The organism is Nocardia sp. NPDC050406, from assembly GCF_044459025.1.
Classification (GTDB): domain Bacteria; phylum Actinomycetota; class Actinomycetes; order Mycobacteriales; family Mycobacteriaceae; genus Nocardia.
Genome location: NZ_JBITIM010000001.1, coordinates 2371530 through 2389818 on the forward strand (window position 1 = coordinate 2371530; position 18289 = coordinate 2389818).

The 18289-nt window shown below is 68.1% G+C and carries 13 protein-coding genes, 3 tRNA genes and 1 pseudogene; 7 read left to right on the top strand and 10 right to left on the bottom strand.

Going from position 1 to position 18289, the window contains the following annotated elements; genetic code table 11:
• The first annotated feature begins 35 nt into the window (after positions 1–35).
• Positions 36–2291 (top strand): M20/M25/M40 family metallo-hydrolase, encoded by a 2256-nt coding sequence (locus ACIBH2_RS11300; RefSeq protein WP_397115906.1) that lies wholly within the window; start codon positions 36–38, stop codon positions 2289–2291.
• Positions 2292–2351: 60 nt separating this feature from the next.
• A complete protein-coding gene (locus tag ACIBH2_RS11305; RefSeq protein ID WP_397115908.1) occupies positions 2352–3455 on the top strand; it encodes a winged helix DNA-binding domain-containing protein in 1104 nt (367 codons plus the stop codon).
• On the opposite strand, the gene ACIBH2_RS11310 is transcribed toward ACIBH2_RS11305, so the two are convergent.
• Positions 3441–4232, bottom strand: a complete 792-nt coding sequence (locus ACIBH2_RS11310; protein WP_397115910.1) for a tyrosine-protein phosphatase — start codon at positions 4230–4232, stop codon at positions 3441–3443. The genes ACIBH2_RS11305 and ACIBH2_RS11310 overlap by 15 nt on opposite strands.
• A gap of 25 nt (positions 4233–4257) precedes the next feature.
• Positions 4258–6426 (bottom strand): pyruvate, phosphate dikinase, encoded by a 2169-nt coding sequence (locus ACIBH2_RS11315; protein ID WP_397115912.1) that lies wholly within the window; start codon positions 6424–6426, stop codon positions 4258–4260.
• Between the two features lie 292 nt (positions 6427–6718).
• On the opposite strand from ACIBH2_RS11315, the gene ACIBH2_RS11320 reads away from it, so the two are divergent.
• Entirely contained in the window at positions 6719–8302 is a 1584-nt protein-coding gene (locus ACIBH2_RS11320) for a FadD3 family acyl-CoA ligase (RefSeq protein ID WP_397115914.1), read from the top strand.
• Here the strand turns inward: ACIBH2_RS11320 and ACIBH2_RS11325 are convergent.
• A pseudogene (locus ACIBH2_RS11325) lies at positions 8299–9671 on the bottom strand (FAD-binding protein). The gene ACIBH2_RS11320 and the pseudogene ACIBH2_RS11325 overlap by 4 nt on opposite strands.
• 66 nt (positions 9672–9737) lie before the next feature.
• Positions 9738–10580 carry a patatin-like phospholipase family protein gene (locus tag ACIBH2_RS11330; protein WP_397115916.1) on the bottom strand — a complete coding sequence of 281 codons (843 nt, stop codon included), beginning with the start codon at positions 10578–10580 and terminating at the stop codon, positions 9738–9740.
• 265 nt (positions 10581–10845) lie between these two features.
• Here ACIBH2_RS11330 and ACIBH2_RS11335 point away from each other — a divergent pair.
• The 3 genes from ACIBH2_RS11335 (at position 10846) to ACIBH2_RS11345 (ending at position 11109) form a co-directional block, all read left to right on the top strand.
• A tRNA-Tyr gene (locus tag ACIBH2_RS11335) sits at positions 10846–10926 on the top strand.
• 14 nt (positions 10927–10940) lie between these two features.
• Positions 10941–11016 (top strand) — tRNA-Glu (locus ACIBH2_RS11340).
• Position 11017: 1 nt separating this feature from the next.
• Positions 11018–11109: transfer RNA gene (locus ACIBH2_RS11345), tRNA-OTHER, on the top strand.
• Between the two features lie 5 nt (positions 11110–11114).
• Here ACIBH2_RS11345 and ACIBH2_RS11350 read toward each other — a convergent pair.
• The 6 genes from ACIBH2_RS11350 to ACIBH2_RS11375 all read right to left on the bottom strand — a co-directional run bounded on the left by ACIBH2_RS11350 (position 11115) and on the right by ACIBH2_RS11375 (position 16938).
• Positions 11115–11906 carry an SDR family NAD(P)-dependent oxidoreductase gene (locus ACIBH2_RS11350; protein WP_397115918.1) on the bottom strand — a complete coding sequence of 264 codons (792 nt, stop codon included), beginning with the start codon at positions 11904–11906 and terminating at the stop codon, positions 11115–11117.
• Positions 11907–11971: 65 nt separating this feature from the next.
• Complete coding sequence (locus ACIBH2_RS11355; RefSeq protein ID WP_397115920.1) at positions 11972–12838, bottom strand: helix-turn-helix domain-containing protein; 867 nt, start codon at positions 12836–12838, stop codon at positions 11972–11974.
• A gap of 24 nt (positions 12839–12862) precedes the next feature.
• Positions 12863–13678 (bottom strand): SDR family NAD(P)-dependent oxidoreductase, encoded by an 816-nt coding sequence (locus ACIBH2_RS11360; protein WP_397115922.1) that lies wholly within the window; start codon positions 13676–13678, stop codon positions 12863–12865.
• Positions 13679–13716: 38 nt separating this feature from the next.
• Positions 13717–14448, bottom strand: coding sequence for a glucose 1-dehydrogenase (locus ACIBH2_RS11365; protein WP_397115924.1), 732 nt, complete (start codon positions 14446–14448; stop codon positions 13717–13719).
• Between the two features lie 2 nt (positions 14449–14450).
• On the bottom strand, positions 14451–16148 hold the full coding sequence (kstD, locus tag ACIBH2_RS11370; RefSeq protein ID WP_397115926.1) for a 3-oxosteroid 1-dehydrogenase: 1698 nt from the start codon (positions 16146–16148) through the stop codon (positions 14451–14453).
• Between the two features lie 34 nt (positions 16149–16182).
• On the bottom strand, positions 16183–16938 hold the full coding sequence (locus ACIBH2_RS11375; RefSeq protein WP_397115928.1) for a glucose 1-dehydrogenase: 756 nt from the start codon (positions 16936–16938) through the stop codon (positions 16183–16185).
• 215 nt (positions 16939–17153) lie between these two features.
• Between ACIBH2_RS11375 and ACIBH2_RS11380 the strand changes: the two genes are divergently transcribed.
• Positions 17154–18281, top strand: coding sequence for an LLM class flavin-dependent oxidoreductase (locus tag ACIBH2_RS11380; RefSeq protein WP_397115930.1), 1128 nt, complete (start codon positions 17154–17156; stop codon positions 18279–18281).
• The last annotated feature ends 8 nt before the right edge of the window (positions 18282–18289 follow it).

The window sequence follows — 18289 nt, forward strand, 5'->3', positions numbered from 1 at the left end:
CCGTCGCGTCGTGGTCGATCGCTACCATCGACAGGATGCGGTCAGGGTCTCGGCTATCCGGTGTGCTCGCCTTCGTTTTTCTGCTGGCCGTGGCGGCCGCGGTGGCCTGGGATGCGCAGCCGCGCGGGTATCGCGACCAGGCCGCGCCCGTGGCGGCGTTCAGTGCCGAGCGGGCGCTGCGCACGGTCGAGGAGATCGCGCGGCAGCCGCATCCGGTGGGATCGGCCGAACACGCCCGTGTCCGTGACCATCTCGCGGGCGAGCTGCGTCGTCTCGGGTTGGAGACCGAGGTGCAGGAGGGTATCGGCCGCTGGCCCGAAGCCTTGCGGCGCGACGGGCTCGGCATAGGTCGAGTCTTCAATATCGTCGGGCGAATGCCGGGGACGAACTCCACCGGCACCGTATACCTTGCGGCGCACTACGATTCCACGCACTCCGGGCCGGGTGCCAACGACGACGGCGTCGGGGTGGCCTCGATTCTGGAAACCGTTCGCGCACTGAAGGAGAGCGGCACCACGCTGCGCAACGACCTGGTCGTCCTGCTCACCGACGGTGAGGAGATGGGGCTGCTGGGGGCGGAGGCGTATGTGGCGTCGGGGCCGGACGGGAAGCGCTCCGGCGTGGTCGTCAATCACGAGGCGCGGGGTGCGGGCGGACCGGTGCTGCTGTGGCGCATCACCCATCCCGACGGCAAGCTCATGGAGGCGGTCGCCCGTGTGCCGCATCCGAATACCGATTCACTCTCCACGTCGGCCGGTGAGGCGCAGACCTCCAGCAATACCGATTTCGCGTCGCTGGAACCGGGCGGCATGCAGGTGCTCGACTGGGCGTACGCCGGGAACAGCGCCTACTACCACAATGTCCTCGACGATCCCGCGCACGTACATCTGCCGACCGTGCAGCAGATGGGCGACAATGCCCTCTCCCTCGCGCGCGACTACGGGAACACCGACCTGGCGACGCTGTCCGGCGGCAGCGACCGCGCCTACTTCCAGCTGCCGTTCGACGTCCTGATCGTGGTACCGGTGTGGGTGATCATCGCGCTCGCGGTGGCCATGGTGGCGCTGTTCGCGTGGGTGGTCTGGAGGGTGCGGCGCAATGCGGAGACCAAGCTGCGCACGGTGGTCCTGGCCGGGTTCACCTATCTGCTCGCCGTGCCGCTGGCCATGGGCGCGGTGTACGGGCTGTGGGAGGTCTTGCAGACGGTGCGGCCAGAGTACCGGTCGCTGCGATTCGTGGACCCGTATCGGCCGGAGAGCTTCTACGTGGCGATTCTGCTGGTGTGCGCGACCGTGCTGGCGCTGTGGTGGGTGCTCGCGCGACGGCTCTTCGACACCACCGCCGCGGCCGTCGGACTGCTCGGCGGACTGGTGCTGGCCGCGACGGTCATGACGGCTGTCGCGCCGGTGACCGCGCAGATCCTGGTTGTGCCAGGCTTTTTCGCGGTCCTCGCCGTCGCGGCCTCGATGCTGGTGCCGTCGCGCTGGCAACTGCCGGTGCTCACGGTCTTGCTGATTCCGGCGGCGGTATTCGTGGGCGGAACGTCCTGGGCGGCGCTGCAGACGGGTATCACGGGTGCGCCGTTCCTCGTGGCCCCGGTGGTGATGCTGCTGGGCGGGGTGCTCACGGTGACGCTCATTCGCGCGTGGCCGCGGCGGGGGTGGGCGGTTCCAGCGGTGGCGTTCGCGCTCACCGTCGCGGTCGCGGCGCTCGGCCTGGCGATCGACGGATTCGACGCCGACCATCCGCAGCCGTCGCAGCTCATCTACGCCTTCGACGCGGATCGCGGTGAGGCGCAATGGCTCTCGCCGGTCGAGGCGGACCGGTGGACCGACGGGTTCGTGGACGACCGGGCACCGACGGCGCAGTTCGCGGCGCTGTGGCCGAAGGCCGTGGCCAGTGGACCCGCTCCGACGCAGCCGATCTCGGCACCGGTGGCCGAGATCGTCTCCGACACCACCGATGCCGGGCAGCGCACGGTGAAGTTGCGGATCAAGTCCACGCGCGGCGGGACGCGACTGGATCTGAAGTTCGACAGCGATATTCGCGCGCTGCGGGTCGGCGGTCGCGAGATCACGCCGGTGCCGAGCAGCGGTTTCCAGTTCTTCGCTCCCCCGGTCGAGGGGCTCGAGGTGGAGTTGACGGCTCCGGCCGGGCCGATATCGCTACGGCTGATCGACTACACCTGGCTGCCGGATTCGGGGCTCGGGTTCTACCAGCCGCCGCCGTCCGACATCTACCTGCGGCAGAACAGTATGGCCGCGGTGTTCACGACGGTGCGTGGGCTCTGACACGAAACCACCCGGCGAACTAGGACAGAACCCGACCTATCTCGCCGAGACAATGGCGCCATGAAGGAGCTATCGCTGCGTGAGCTGAATCGCACCCTGCTGCTGCGACAGATGCTGGTGGAGCGGGTGGACATGCCCGCGCGGGATCTGGTGCGCCACCTCGTCGCGGTGCAGGGACAGGACCCCAACTGGCCGTATGTGGGGCTGTGGACGCGGCTGCGGGATTTTCGGCACGCGGAGCTCGAGGAGCTGCTGCGGGAGCGGACGGTGGTGCGCTCCACCATGATTCGGCGCACCGTGCATCTGGCCGATGCCGAGGACTACCGGTGGCTGTACCCGACGCTGCGGCGCATGGTCGAAGGCGTGCTGACCGCCGCCTACTACCGCGAGGCCCTGGGTGAGTTGGATGGCGCGACGCTGGCGGCGGCGGGGCGGGAACTGCTCGCCGGACGCACCCTGACCCGCAGCGAGCTGGGACGCGCACTGGCGGAACGGTTTCCGACCCCGCACCCGACGCGGCTGGCGCACGCGCTCGGCGCCGTCGCGCCGCTACTGCACGACGCGGAGGCCGGAGCCTGGGGCGGCTGGTTCAACCGGCGGGTGTCGGTCACCCTCGCCGAGGACTGGATCGGCGGGGAGTTGGAGGAGCGGCCGCGGCCGGAGACCTTGGTGCTGCGGTATCTGGCCGCCTTCGGTCCGGCGAGCGTGGCGGATATGCAGGCATGGTCGGGGGTCACCCGGCTCGCGGAGGTGGTGGCGCGCTTGCGCTCTCAGCTGCGGGTCTATCGCGACGACACCGGGCGGGAGCTGTTCGATGTGCCGGACGCACCGCTCGCGGACGCGGATCTGCCTGTGCCCGTGCGGTTTCTGCCCGCGTTCGACAATGCGGTGCTGGGGCACAAGGATCGGCGGCGCATGATCAGCGACGAGGATCGCGCGCGGATCAACAAGGAGGCGTCGGCGGGGGTGCCGATGTACCTCGTCGACGGGTTCGTGCACGGCCGGTGGGCCGTGGACGGTGAGACCGTGCGGATTCTGCCGTGGCATCCGCTCGACGGGGCCGAGGAAGCCGCCGTGCTGGCCGAGGCCGAGCGGATGCTGCCGGTGATCGTGCCGGGGATGGACGGCAAGGTCGTCATCGACGGCCGGTCAGGGCTCGACTAGCACCTCGCGCAGGCGGTCGAGTTCTTGCTCCGAAAGCCCGTTGGCAAGCAGCCATTTCGCCGTGCCGCCGTATTCGGTATGGATATTGTCCAAGAAGCGCAGCATGACGCTCGGCTCGACCGCGAGGATGCCGGTACTGACCGGCGGCAGGCCCTCGTAGGACGGGAGGGCGTCGAGGCGGTCGCGCACCCGCTGCATGCGCTCGTTGGTGAGGGCGTAGTCGTGCGCGATGGCCGCGTGGTCCACGCCGACCGCGTCCAGCAGGACGGCGGCGAGGACGCCGGTGCGGTCCTTGCCCGCGGCGCAGTGGAACAGCACCGAGGCGCGGTCGGGATCGATGATCAGCCGGACCGATTCGACGATGTGCTCCGGGCTGCCGCGCAGCAACTGGCCGTAGAGGTCGACCATGTCCACGCGGGTCTTGTCGGGCACGAGATCCCGTGCGGCGAGCGAGGATTGCGGGGATTTGCGAATCGGCAGGTTGGCGATGGTGACCGCGGCCTCGCCGATGAGGCCGTAGCCCTCGCGCTCCACCTCGTCGGGCAGGCGCAGGTCGATGACGGTGCGCAGGCCCAGGGTGTCGAAGAGGCGGTCCAGATCGGCCGCGGTGGCCTGCTGGAGGGTGCTGGAGCGGTACACGACGCCGAAACGTGTGGTGCCACCACCGAGGACGGGGAGTCCGCCCAGATCACGCAGGTTGTCTATCTGGGCGAACTCCACCCACCGCTGTCCGGCGACGGAGGGATGGCGCGGGGATGCGCCGGAAGCGGAATTCATGGGCACCGGATTCTCGGTAGGGGTGTCAGTGGGCACGACCGGCCGCCGCCTCCTCGGCGCGGGACAGGCCGCACAGTCCGATCAGGTCCTCGTGCAGTTCGAACCACACCGTGTGGTAGCTGTCCATGATCGGGCGGGCCACATAGGTGAGGTCACCGGCGGCAATGCGCTCGACCGCGCGGTCGAGGCGGTCGGCGTAGCGGGCCAGGCGCGGGGCGATGCCGCCGAGCCGCTGGATGAGCGGCCGCAGCCGCTGATGGGTGGCGTTGAGCCGATCCAGGACCGAGGCGTCGTAGGCGGCGTCGCTGTGGTCGTTGACCGTGGACCCGTCCTTCATCTGCCAATCGGTGATGATGACCTTCAAATCCTGGTTGTGGAGACAGAATTCGTCGTAGGCGGCGGTGATGGCGGCATGGTCCACGGTGCCGCGCTCGGCGGTCAGCAGTTCCTCCAGGCGCGGGCGGGCATCGGGGGTGAGGCGGAATCCGGCCGGGGTGGTGGCGCAGAGCCCGGCGGTCACCAGGTCCGCGCAGCGGGCGGTGATGTCGTCGACCTCGGCGCCGAGGCTGGCGGCCAGATTCTCGGCATTGACGCGGCCCTTGATGCCGACCAGGCGCAGCAGATCCAGCTCGGTCACCTCGACGGGGGAGGAAAGCCGTTCCGCCACCACATCTTCCGACGCGACGCCGCCGGGGGGTGCGGTGCGGTTCTCCAGGGTCGCGAGCAGGCCGTCGGGGTCGGTGTTCGCCCAGTCGGCGAGGCGGCGGACATCCGCGAGAATGGCCTCCTCCACGGGTTTTCCGGCCACTTCGCCCGGCCAGACCACGCCCGCGCCGCCGTCGACGGTGACCGTGGTTCCGGTGAGGGCGGCGACGACGCCGGGGCCGCAGCCGACCACGCAGGGGCGGCCGAGTTCGCGGCTGACCAGGGCGGCGTGCGAGGTGGTGCCGCCCAGTTCGGTGACGATGGCGCGGGCGGCGATCATGCCGTGCAGGTCGTCGGGGCTGGTGGTGGGGCGCACCAGAACGACGTCCTCGCCCGCCTCGGCGCGACGCTCCGCCTCGTCGGGATCGGTGACCACGACACCGGAAGCCAGTCCGGGGCAGGCGGATTCGCCGCGGGCGAGCGGCTCCTGTCCGGTGTTGTCGCCGGAGGCGGGGCGCAGCACCGCGCGGATCTGGTCGGCGGTGACACGGTCGAGGGCCTGGTCGGTACCGATGAGGCCCTCTTCGACCATGGCCACGGCGGCGCGTACGGCCGCCCGGGCCGAGCGCTTGGCCGCGCGCGACTGCAACAGCCACAGCGTGCCCGATTCGACGGTGAACTCGATGTCCTGAATATCGCGGCCGTCGCGCTCCAACAGCCGCGCCGCGGCGATGAGGCGCTCGTGCACCTGCGGCTGGGTGCGCGCCAGGTCGTCGAGCGGGCGCGGGGTGAGGCGGCCGGAGACCACATCCTCGCCCTGGCCGCCGACCAGCCACTCACCGTAGACCGGGCCGTCGCCGGTATTGGGGTTGCGGCTGAAAAGCACGCCGGTGCCGGACAATTCGTCGAGATTGCCGAAGACCATGGCCTGCACGGTGACCGCGGTGCCGAGGGCGTCGGAGACGCCGCGATTGCGGCGGTAGGTCTTGGCGCGCGGGGAATCCCAGGAACGGAACACCGCCTCGATGGCTCCGCGCAGCTGCTCCCACGGATCCTCCGGCACCGCGCCGTGCTCGTCGTTCAACACGGTCTCGCGGTACTGGGTCAGAAAACGCTGCCGGGTGTCATCGGCATACACCGGATTCCGGGTCTCCTCGGCCAGCGCCCGCTGCACGGCGTCGGTCATGCCGAGGTTGAGGACGGTGTCCATCATGCCCGGCATACTGATCGCCGCGCCGGAGCGCACCGACACCAGCAGCGGTCGTTCGATCGAGCCGAAGCGCCGCCCGGTGCCGCGCTCGATCATCTCGATTCCGGCCCGCACCTGCCGCCAGATGTCCTCCGCGATAGCGCCGCGCCGCGTGTAGTCCGCCCACCCCTCGGTGGTGATCACGAAGGCGGGCGGCACCGGCAGCCCGAGCGCCCGCATATGGTCGACGCTCCACGCCTTGCCGCCGATCTGCTCCCGCGACAACCCACAACCACCGTCGAGCTCGACAACAGTCACGTCGGCCACCTCACGCTGCGCCAGCTCCGCACCCGCGGTCATGTCACTCCTTCGATCCTGAGAATTGCTGTCCCCCGCACCTCCCGTCACCGGGGTCTTGTACCGAGGGTGCCGGGTGTGAAGGTTCGGGGCCCAATCCGGTCTCGATCAGCGGAACGTCACGGTGGGTTGGCCTGGACGGTCGGAAATCGCCACGAGACGACGAAATCCGGGCACCAATAGCGATTTGCGACCGCGCAGGCCAATCAAGCGCCCGGCTGGCAGTTGGGCCGTTCATCGAGACCCCTGGCCGAAATCGGACATCCTGGGCATGGTCGTACGGCAGGATGGGCGCATGAATCGGCGGGACGCCCCGGGGGATATCGCGACCATTCCCGCGCTGGTCCTGGGCCGGGCGCGGCGGTATCCGGAGGTGCTCGCCATTCGGGGGCCCGAGGGGTGCATGACCTACGCGGCGCTGGCCGAGGAGGCGCTGTTGGTCACCAGGGCCGCGATGGATATGGGTATCCGGCGCGGGGATCGGGTGGCGATCTGGGCCCCGAACAGCACACGGTGGGTGGTGACGGCGCTGGGGCTGCTCGCGGCCGGGGCCGTGCTGGTGCCGATCAGTACGCGCCTGACCGGCGGCGAGACCGCGGATATGCTGGCGCGCAGCCGGTGTCGGGCGCTGTTCACGGTGCGCGGGTTTCTCGGCAACGACTATCCGCGCATGCTCGCCGAGGCGGGGCGGGAACTGCCGGAGTTGGCGATCACCATCCTGCTGAGCGATACCGGGGAATCGCGGGGTCCTGGCGATGGGATCGACTGGGCGACCTTCCTCGACTACGGCACCGGCACGACACCGGAGGCGGCGGTCGAGCGCGCCGCCAGCGTGTCCCCCGACGACATCTCCGACATCCTGTTCACCTCCGGCACCACCGGCGCACCCAAAGGCGTCCTGGCCACCCATCGCCAGACCCTGGAGGTCTTCACCGCGTGGGCCGATGCCGTCACCCTGCGCCACGGTGACCGCTACCTGCTGGTCAACCCGTTCTCCCACACCTTCGGCTACAAGGCGGGCATCATCGCCTGCCTGCTGCGCGCGGCCACCATGGTTCCGGTCGCCCGCTTCGACGCCGACGAGGTCATGGAACTCGTGGCCCGAGAACGCATTACGGTCATCGCCGCGCCTCCTACCCTCTTCACCGACCTGCTGCGCCGCGACCACGCCGCCCACGATCTGAGCTCGCTGCGCCTGGCCGGAACCGGCGGCACCACCATCCCCACCGAACTGGTCGAGCGCATGCGCGCCGAACTCGGTGTCCCCCACGTCTTCACTGCCTACGGCCAAACCGAATCCATCGGCGTCATCACAGTCTGCCCACCCGACGCTCCCGCCGACCTGGTCGCGCTGACCGTCGGAAAAGCCATCCCCGACACCGAGATCCGCCTCGTCGACCGCGCGGGCCATCCGGTCCCCGCCGGTGAACCCGGCGAGATCACCGTGCGCGGCGCGAATGTCATGCACGGCTACCTCGACAACCCCGAGGCCACCGCCGAAACCATCGACCCCGACGGCTGGCTGCACACCGGCGATATCGGCATCCTCGACGACCACGGCTATCTCCGCATCACCGACCGCATCAAGGACATGTTCATAGTCGGCGGCTTCAACGCCTATCCAGCCGAAATCGAACGAACGCTCCTGCAACACCCCGACATTCGCGATGTGGCCGTCGTCGGCATCCCCGACGACCGTCTCGGCGAGGTGGGCCGGGCGGTGGTGGTGCCCACCGACCCGACCGCCGCCGATCCCACCGCCATCATCGACTGGGCGCGTACCCGCCTCGCCGGATACAAGGTGCCCCGCGAGATCGTCTTCACCGAGGCGCTGCCCCGCAATGCGGGCGGCAAGGTCCTGAAAAACCTGCTGCGCTAACGCTGTTCGGCGTCGACCAGGCGCAGCCGCCGCGCCAGATCGGAGACGAACACGCCTTCCGGATCGGCCGCATCACGAATCCGCCGCCACTCCTCCAGCCGCGGGTACATGGCGCGAATCATCTCCGGCGTGGTCCGGGAATCCTTGGCGAAGTACAGGCGTCCACCGGCATCCAGAACGCGCTGGTCGAGTTCGGCGCAGAAGGCGCCGAGCCCGGGCTTCAGCGGAAAGTCCAGACTGAGCATGAAGCCCGGGTGCGGCCAGGACAGCGGGGCCCGGTTACTCGCGCCCATCCGCTTGAAGACGTTCAGGAACGAGTGGTGTCCCGAGTGCGCGATGGCCCGAACAGCCTCCGCCAGTTGACTTTCCGCACCGAACGGCATGGAGAACTGGTACTGGAGGAACCCTCGGCGGCCATAGGCGCGATTCCACTCCCCGAGCAGGTCGAGCGGATGATAGAACTGCGTCAGATTCTGAATTCGACCGCGCGCGCTCTTCGGGTAGAAGCGATAGGCCACCTCACCCATGACGCGCGTGGTGAGGTTGTTGACCATGCCGTCGGGAAAGATATCGGGCACCGTGAACAGCTGCGGCGCATCGAATTTCAAGGGATTGCCGCGCAGCTTGATCGGCAGCTGATCGACCGTCGCGAGCGATCCCCGGCTGAAGGCGGCACGGCCGAGTTTGGACCCCGTGCTGATGGTGTCGGGCACCGACATGGAGTAGTCGTAGCCGTCGTCGGAACCCCCGTGAGCAACTCCATGGTCTCGTCGAGATTGTTGGTGCGATCGTTGTCGACGATGAAGTAGGCGGTTTCGGTGTGCTTCATCCGCACCCGGGCGCGGGTGATGATTCCGGTGAGCCCCATACCGCCGACGGTGGCCCAGAACAGTTCGGCCCCAGCGCCTTCCGGCGTGAGTGTCGTCATCTCACCGGTGGCGGTGAGCAGGTCCAACGACGCCACGTGATTGCCGAAACTGCCGTGCGAGTGGTGGTTCTTGCCGTGAATATCCGAGGCGATGGCCCCCGCGACGGTGACCTGCCGGGTACCCGGCAATACCGGCACCCACAGCCCGTACGGCAAGACGGACCGCATGAGCGAATCCAGGCTCACCCCGGCATCGACATCGACAATGCCGGAGTCCGGATCGACGTGGTGAATGCGGTCGAAGGCGGTCATATCGACGACCAGCCCGCCGCCGTTCTGCGCTGGATCCCCGTAACTGCGCCCGAGCCCGCGCGCGATGACCCCGCGCGGCCCCGCTTCCCGCACCGCCCGTGCGACCGTATCGATATCGGGTGTGGAGAGCACCTGCGCGACAGTGGGAGCCGTCCGGCTCCACCCCGCCAACCGACGCTGCTGGATCACCGCTGACCCTGTAGTGGAATGCACTCCGACCAAGGTAGCGGGCGAACCCTCGCGGCGCAGGGACGCTCAGCGCGTCGGCCAGATGTCCTTCAACAGCGGCGCGGCGTCGGCGGCCTGGCGCACTCCGGCCTCGAAGGCGGGTCGCAGTGCTTCCTGGCCGAAGAGGTCGTTGCCGAAGGCCGCGATGGCTCCCTGGTCCGGGACGATGGAAATCTCACGCGCCGAACCCAATTCACGGTCGGCCGGGGTGCGCGGGAAGATATGGGCGAGCGGCTCGATGATCACGACGATATCGGCGGGCAGCGCCAGATCCGCGTTGATGGACGAGCGGGTGCCGCCGTCCATGTAGCTGTTCCCGTCGATCGGGATGGGCGGGAACACCCCGGGCACCGAGGTGGTGGCCCCGAGCGCCTCCCCCAGAGTGGCGGCCCCGCCGGGCGACCAGGCGCGCAACTCCCCGCTGCGCGCGTCCACGGAGGTGAGGATCAGGTCCCGGTCCGGCCACTCCGAGAAACCGACCAACCCGGCGATGCGCGCGATGTGCACCTCCGGGTCGCCCGCCTCGGCCGCCAGAGCCAATTCACCGATGCGCTGCCGCGCCGCCAGCGGCTCCACCCCCGGCGTGAACATGACCGCGAAGATCTCCGCCAGCCGCCGCGGATCGGGTTGTACGACCGGTGCGTCCGAGGAGGTCTGCGACAGCAGGCTCATCGGGTCGCCGCCGCCCGCGAGCACGGTCCCCACCACGGCTCCCGCCGAGGTCCCCACGAACCGGTCCGCCAGCGCCAGGTCGATACCCGCTTCCCGCAGGCCCGCGGCGATCCCCGTCAACCACGAGATGCCGACCGGACCACCCCCGCCCAGGACAAGCGCGATCCGAGATCCATTGGGCGACACCACTTCAGCCATACCCCACCGTAACCCAGGTCCTGACCCTCGCGAAGGATCTCGCCCCGAAATAATTCGGTACCGCCGCGCCGTTGATCCTGTTAACTTCGGTGGCAACGACGACGAGAAAGGAACGGCGATGACCGAATATTCAGCCCACGAATACCAGCGCTCCGCCGCTGCCGCGGAATCCGCGCGCTATTCCTCGTCGCGTGATTCGGCGGGCGACGCCTAGACAGGACCACCTGTTCAGGGTCGCACCGAGGCGCAGCCGATTTCTCGTCGAGGGGGCGATGGGCCTGGTGGCCCACCCTGACTGTAAATCAGGTGCCATAGCGCATGGCAGGTTCGATCCCTGCCGCCCCCACAACCCTATTTCTCGACGCAGTTGCTCTGCTGGTACGGGCAGCCTGATTTTCACTCAGGCCCCTCGTCGGTTCGATTCCGACCTGCGTCTCGGAAGGTAATGCGGACCGGCGTCCGTCACCGTCTTGAAAACGGATGGTCCCCCGAGCACGGGGATGGGGCTCGACACCTCTGCCTTCCTCCACAGCATCAGCGCTTGTAGCGTTGGCCCTCGGCTAGCTGCGCGGTGATCTCGGTGGCGCCCACACGGCGTTGCAGAGCGGCGGACCAGGTGGGGGCCAGGCCGCCGAACAGGGCGAGTAGGCGTAGGGCGGGTGGGGCCACATCTGTTTCGGCGCGGTTGTTTTCGATGGCCCGCAATGTCGCGCGGGCGACATCGTGGGGTGTGCGGGTGGTGACGCCGGGCGGGAGGGTGGCTCCGGAGTCGGCGAACATGCCCGCGTCGCTGATATAGCCGGGGAATATCGACGAGACGCCGACATTGTGGGGGCGCAGATCTTCGCGCAGGGCGAGGGCGAACCCGCGCAGGCCGAATTTGGTGGCGTTGTACAGGGATGCCTGGGCGGAGGCGGTCTTACCGGAGAGCGAGGAGATGAAGACCAGGTGGCCGCGTCGGCGGGCGGCCATGTGCTGAGCGGCCAGTTTCGCCATGACAACAGGGGCGCGGAGGTTGACGTCCAGTGCTCGGTCGAGTTGCTCGAGGGAGAAGTCGTCGAGCGGACCCGTCGCCGGGAGAGCGGCATTGGCGATCAGTACATCGATCTCCCCCGCTTCCCGCAGGAGTTTCTCGATCGCGGCTCGATCGGTCAGATCGGCCGGAACGGCGCGGCCGCCCACCTTCTCGGCCACTGCTTCGAGCAGGTCGGTGCGGCGGCCGGTGAGCACCACCTCGTCGACCCGCTCGGCGAAAGCCTCCGCCAACACCTGCCCTATTCCACCGGTCGCCCCGGTGATCAGCACCTTCGCGGTACGCAAGTCCATGTCAGACGCTCCGATTCGGGACGATCGACGCGGCTTCGCGGGAGAAATCATGTGTGCGCATGACCTCACCTTGGCGTGGCCGACACCCGACGGTCTTGTACGAATGTTCCCGCCGCGAACGCGGCCCGCTCCACCGCGATCCCTACGTCACCGGCGAGGTATCCAGGCGTTGTTCCGCTGAACGCCAACACTTCTCGATGCAGATGCGACTGATCGACATACCCGCACTCGACGGCGACCGACGCCAGATCCTCCCCGGCCCCCAAGCGCTGGACGGCGTGATCGAAGCGCACGAGCTGCGCCGCACGTTTGGGAGCCACACCTACCTCTGACCGGAACCGCCCCCACAATCGCCTTCGACTCCAACCCAATTCGTCGGCCAACTCCTCCACCCGCACCAGGCCACCACTGCGTAGGATCCGCTGCCAGACCCAGACCACCTCCCGATCCATCGTCGGACCCGTCGCCACCCGATCGGTGAGCAACTCGTCCAGGGCAGCGAACCTGCTGTCCCACAACGACATACCGTCCAGACGTTCCCGGATCCGGACCGCCTCCCGGCCCCACAGGTCATCGAGGCCGACCACGGCGCGTCCCAGGTCCGCGGCGGAAGTACCCAGCACGGCCCGTGCGACGACCGGCGAGAGCCGGACCTCCACGCATTCGAAGCCGTTGCCGCGCATACACATAGCGCCGGGAGCGAGCCCGGCCACGAGGCTTCCGCGCTGCTGCCGGGCTTCGTCGCCCACGAGCAGCGAACCCTGCCCGAACTCGACCACCAGCGTGACCGAGGGGTTCGGAATCACCGGCAGCGCGATCGGCCCCGCGCCCGCATGGCGAAATCCGGCCACGGCGATCCCCGGCACGCGGCAGCGCCGGGCCGGGCGCGCGATATCCCAGACCGACGCGGCCTCATACCCGGTGGCTCGCACCCTCCCAGGTTACGAGCCGAGCGATCAGATCTCCTTGCGCATCTGGGCGGTCAGGGGCTTCATGTAGCCCGAGCCGAGGAGGCGCTGCATGAAGTTCATGGCCTTGGCGTCGGTGCCGATCAGGATGAGGGGCTTGTTCTTCTGGATGCCTTTGAGGATCGTTTGGGCGCACTGCTCCGGGGAGGTCTTGGCCAGGCGGTCGAAGTTCGAGGCGAGGGCGTCGCGGTCGCGGTTGGCGGACGCGCGGGCCTTCCAGGCGATCTCGGTTTTGATCATGCCGGGGTGCACGCTGCTGACACCGACGTTGTGGCCCGCGATGATCATCTCCTGGCGCAGCGCGTCGGTGAAGGCGCGCATGGCGAATTTGGATGAGCTGTAACCACTTTGGCTCGGGCAGGCCACCAATCCGAACATGGAGGACACATTGGCGATATGGCCGTCACCCGAGGCGATGACATGCGGCAGGAACGCCTTGGTGCCGTGCGCGGTACCCCAGAAGTTGATATCGAAGATCCACTCCATGTCCTCCCAGGTGACATCCTCGATATTGGCGGTCAGGGAGACACCGGCATTGTTGACCACGAGATTGACCTTGCCGAAATCGGCGGCCACCTGGTCGGCGTGCGCGTACACCGCCGCGCGGTCGGTGACGTCGAGCTGATAGGCGCGGGCCCGCACGCCTTCCTTCTCGCACAGCGCCGCGGTCTCGGCCACACTGTCGAGATTTCGCCCCGACAGCGCCAACTGCGCCCCACCGCGCGCCAATTCGATGGCCAGCGCCCGTCCGATTCCGGCACCGGCACCGGTGATGGCGGCGACTTTGCCGTGGAAGTTCTTCATGAATGTCCTTGTCTGACAGCGGCGGAGCCCGCCGGGTGCTACTGGGTGGTGAAGCCGCCGTCGGCGATGAATTCCGCGCCGGTGGAGTAGGAGGACTCGTCGGAGATGAGGAACAGCACCAGGTTGGCCAATTCCTCGGGGGTGGCGGGCCGTTTGATCGGCTGGGTCGCGGCAATGGCGTGCGACCGATCGGAGTCGGCGGTCATCTCGGTGGCGACAATGCCCGGATGCACCGAGTTGACGCGAATATTGTCGCCCGCCAACTCCTGTGCGGCCGTCTTGCTCATACCGCGCACCGCCCATTTGGAGGCGACGTAGCCGAGAATATTGGAGTAGCCGATGAGCCCGCCGGTCGAGGAGATGTTCACGATCGACCCGACGCCCGCGCGCCGCATGGACCCGATCACCGCCTTCATACCGAGGAACACCCCGACCTGATTGACGTCGATGACCTTGCGGTAGTCGGCCTCCGAGAGCTTCTCGATGGGATCGACATGCACGATTCCGGCATTGTTGACCAGACCGGAGATCGGCCCGAACCGCTCCTCGGCCCGCGCCACCACCGCGTTCCAGGCCGCCTCGTCGGTCACGTCGAGCGCGAGAAACAGTGCGCTGTCACCGAGTTCGGCGGCGAGTGCCGCACCCTGGTCGGCGAGCACGTCGGTGATGGTCACCTTCGCGCCCTCGGCCGCGAGCTTGCGGGCGAAGGCCGCCCCCATGCCACGCGCGCCACCGGTCACCACGACATGTTTGGTCTCGACTCGTCCCATGGTCAGTTCTCCTGAGCGGCAAGGTGGTTGGCGGCGATATAGCCGAACACCATGGCGGGGCCGATGGTCGCGCCCGCACCGGCGTAGTCGTTGCCCATGACGGCGGCCGAATTATTGCCCGCCGCATACAGTCCCGAGATCACAGCGCCGTCGTGGTCGAGCACCCGGGCGTACTCGTCGGTGACCAGACCACCTTTGGTGCCGAGGTCGCCGGGCACCATCTCCACCGCGTAGAACGGCCCGCGCTCGAGCGGTGCCAGCGTCGGATTGGGTTTGACGGTCGGGTCGCCGTAGTACCGGTCGTAGGCGGAATCGCCACGCCCGAAATCCTCGTCACGGCCCTTGCTGGCGAAGCCGTTGAAGCGCGCGACGGTCGCCGCCAGCTTGTCGGCGGGTACGCCAATCTTGGCGGCCAACTCGGCGAGGGTATCGGCGGTCTTGATGATCCCGGCGTCGTAGTACTTCTGCGGCAGTGGACGTTTCGGGAAATTGCCGAGGAACAGGTACCGGTCCCGGAAGTTCTGGTCGAAGATGAAGTGCGCCGGAATGCTGCCGCTGCCCGCCGCCTCGTCCGCGTACATCTTGTGCACGACATTCACATACGGCGCGGATTCGTTGACGAACCGCTCGCCATTGTCGTTAACGATGATCGCACCCGGCTGCGACCGCTCCGCCAGGCAGAAGAACGGCGGTCCCTCGGGATTGCGCACCGACGGACCCCACCAGGCGTCGTCCATGAGATCCACCGCGCCGCCGACCTTCTGGCCCGCCACGATGCCCTCACCGACATTCTCGGTCGCGCCCACCGTCCAGTCGGTGGACTGCGGACCGGCGATGTACTGCTTGCGCATCTCGAGGTTGTGCTCGAAACCGCCTGCGGCGAGCACCACACCGCGCCGCGCCCTGATGACCACCGACCGGCCCTCGTGCTCGGCGCGCACACCGACCACCGCACCGCCCTCGGTGATGATCTCGGTGAGGGGGGTGCTCAGCCACACCGGCACGCCCGCATCGCGCAGCGACAGCCACAGTCGGGCGGCCAGGGCCTTGCCGAGGCTGAGCGGCAGCGCGCCCTTGAGCATGTTCAGCGCGGTCTTCGCACCCACCTTCACGGCGGTCTTCTTGCCCGCCCAGGTGCGCGCGATCATATTCAGATCGTGGAAGTCGCTGACCGTGATGGCGATGCCCTTGGGCGCGGACATGGTCGGCTGATTGATCTTGTGCAGATCCGCCCCGAGCAGCCGCCCGTCGATGGGCTTGGGCTCGATCGAGCGGCCCTGCGACAGCCCGCCCGGAAACTCCGGGTGGTAGTCGGAATAGCCACGGTCGTAGACGAATTCCCAGTACTTCGAGCGAGCGCCGATGTACTGGAACATCTCCGGGCCATTGTCCAGGAAGGCGCGCTGCTTGGCCTCCGGAACCCGGTCGCCGACAACGGCTTTCAGGTAGGTGCGCGCCATCTCAGCGCTGTCGGGCACACCCGCTGCCTGCAACACCGGATTGTTCGGCACCCAGATGCCGCCGCCCGAGCGCGCGGTCGAGCCGCCGAACAGGCGGCTCTTCTCGATGAGGGTCACCGACAGCCCGCGATAGGCGGCGGTGAGCGCGGCGGTCATACCGGCCGCCCCCGAGCCGACCACCACGACATCGAACTCGAATTCGACCGGTTTCGGCTCCGTCGCCGAAACCTTGGCCGCCACTGACTTCTTCGATACCACTGTCTTGGAATCCCTTTCAGTATCCGCAGCTGGTGAGCATGCCGCCGTCGACGACGAATTCGCCGCCGGTGCAGTAGCTGGAGGCATCCGAGGCGAGGAACAGCGCCACCTCGGAGACCTCCACGGGCCGACCCCAGCGCGGAATGGGCAGACCGGAGAAGAACGAATCGCCGTCCACGCCGCTCGCACCGGAGACGGCGGCGGTCATGGGCGTGGCGATACCGCCCGGATGGATGGAATTGACGCGAATACCGGAGTGCCCGAGTTCGCGGGCCGCCGATTTGGTGAGTCCACGCAGCGCGAATTTGCTCGCGCTGTAGGCGGAGAGCTTGGCCGCCCCCACGAATCCCTCGACCGAGGAGACATTCACGATCGACCCGCCACCAGCGGCGATCATGGCGGGCGCGGCGGTCTTGATACCGAGGAAGGTGCCGGTCACATTGATGTTCATGACGGCGTTGAACTCGTCCAGGGCCATCTCGAGAATGGGCTTGAAGCGCAGGATGCCAGCGTTGTTGACCAAGACGTCGAGCCGTCCGTAACGGGATACGGCCTCCGATACCGCTGTGGCCCAGTCACTTTCACTGGTCACGTCATGGTGGACATAGTGGGCGTCCGCGCCGATCTCGGCGGCCAGCGCCTTGCCCTCGTCGTCGAGCACATCGCCGAACACCACCCGCGCGCCCTCCGCGACGAACCGGCGCACATGTTCGGCTCCCATGCCGCGCGCACCGCCCGTCACGAGCGCCACCTTGCCGTCCAGCTGTCCCACCGAATCGCGTCCTTCCTCATGTCCCCCGGCGCGGCAGGGCCACGACAGCACAGGGGTTGGGTTGTGGAATCGACGCTAAGGCGGCGGGCCGCCACCCGGCACGGTGTGGTCCCGGCCACTGGGACATACCGATGACCACCGCCTATGCGTACAGAACTATTCCGTTCAGGCATAGCTCCGGCCCCGATCCGGGACGGGAGCGGCGAGGAGTGGCGATGAAGTTCTCGATGATCTTCGAAGCGCAGATGACGAACCCGACCGCCGAACACGAGGCGCAGGTGCTGCGCGACTGCGTGGAGCAGGCGGTGCTGGCCGACGAGATGGGCTTCGACACCGTCTGGGCGGTGGAGCACCACGGTCTCAAGTGGTATGCGCACATGAGCGCGCCGGAGATCTTCCTGACCTGGGTGGCCGCCAAGACCGAGCGCATTCGCATCGGGCACGGCGTGGTGTGCATGCCGTTCAACTTCAACCACCCGGTGCGCACCGCCGAACGCGCCGCCATGCTCGACGTGCTCTCGGGCGGACGGCTGAACCTCGGCGCGGGCCGCGGGGCCACCGCCGTCGAAACCTCCATGTGCGGAGTCGATCCCGACCGCACCTATCAGGAGGTGGAGGAATCGCTGCGTATGATCGCCACCGCCTGGCAGGACCCGGAGGCCGAATTCTCCTTCCACGGTGAACTTCTCGATATCGGCCCGCACCACCTGCTGCCGCGCCCCGTGCAGCGGCCGCATCCGCCGCTGTTCATGGCGTGCACCAAGAAGGACACCCTGAAGCTGGCCGCAGAATACGGAATCGGCGCGCTGGTACTGGGTTTCGCGGGCATCGAGGAGATCGCCGAACTGCGCCGCACCTACGACCGCGCCATCGCCGCGCGCACCGGGGAGCGTTTCGTCTCCACCGTGGTGAACGACCATTTCGCGGCGCTGTGCCCGACCATCGTGCTCGACGACCGGGACAAGGCGCAGCAGATCGGCGCGCGCGGACAGCGGTTCTTCGCCCAGTCCATCAAGCACTACTACGGCGCGGGCCCGGTCCCGGACGAGGCCGTCGACCCCACCGTGGACGAGGTGGCCAAGATCAAGGAGGCCGCCGAGGAACACGTGGCCTTCCTGCACGAGGCCAAGATCCCCGTGAAGTCCGGCTCCACAGCGATTTTCAACGCCGAACACGCCTACGGCAATGCCGACGACGCCATTGCCTACGTCGAGCGGCTGTCCGAGGCGGCTGCCGACGAGATTCTGTGCCTCATCCAGATGGGCACCGTGCCGCAGGACGCGTGCCTGGAGACAATCCGTCAGTGGGGCGAGAAGGTCATCCCCCACTTCCGCAACAAGTAAAGGAACCG

Excerpts from the sequence above, each read along its gene's own strand:
- ACIBH2_RS11320 (WP_397115914.1), top strand. The coding sequence starts at position 6,719 with ATGAATCGGCGGGACGCCCCGGGGGATATCGCGACCATTCCCGCGCTG.
- ACIBH2_RS11310 (WP_397115910.1), bottom strand. The coding sequence starts at position 4,232 with ATGAATTCCGCTTCCGGCGCATCCCCGCGCCATCCCTCCGTCGCCGGA.
- ACIBH2_RS11315 (WP_397115912.1), bottom strand. The coding sequence starts at position 6,426 with ATGACCGCGGGTGCGGAGCTGGCGCAGCGTGAGGTGGCCGACGTGACT.
- ACIBH2_RS11360 (WP_397115922.1), bottom strand. The coding sequence starts at position 13,678 with ATGAAGAACTTCCACGGCAAAGTCGCCGCCATCACCGGTGCCGGTGCC.
- ACIBH2_RS11300 (WP_397115906.1), top strand. The coding sequence starts at position 36 with ATGCGGTCAGGGTCTCGGCTATCCGGTGTGCTCGCCTTCGTTTTTCTG.
- ACIBH2_RS11305 (WP_397115908.1), top strand. The coding sequence starts at position 2,352 with ATGAAGGAGCTATCGCTGCGTGAGCTGAATCGCACCCTGCTGCTGCGA.
- ACIBH2_RS11365 (WP_397115924.1), bottom strand. The coding sequence starts at position 14,448 with ATGGGACGAGTCGAGACCAAACATGTCGTGGTGACCGGTGGCGCGCGT.
- ACIBH2_RS11330 (WP_397115916.1), bottom strand. The coding sequence starts at position 10,580 with ATGGCTGAAGTGGTGTCGCCCAATGGATCTCGGATCGCGCTTGTCCTG.
- ACIBH2_RS11350 (WP_397115918.1), bottom strand. The coding sequence starts at position 11,906 with ATGGACTTGCGTACCGCGAAGGTGCTGATCACCGGGGCGACCGGTGGA.
- ACIBH2_RS11380 (WP_397115930.1), top strand. The coding sequence starts at position 17,154 with ATGAAGTTCTCGATGATCTTCGAAGCGCAGATGACGAACCCGACCGCC.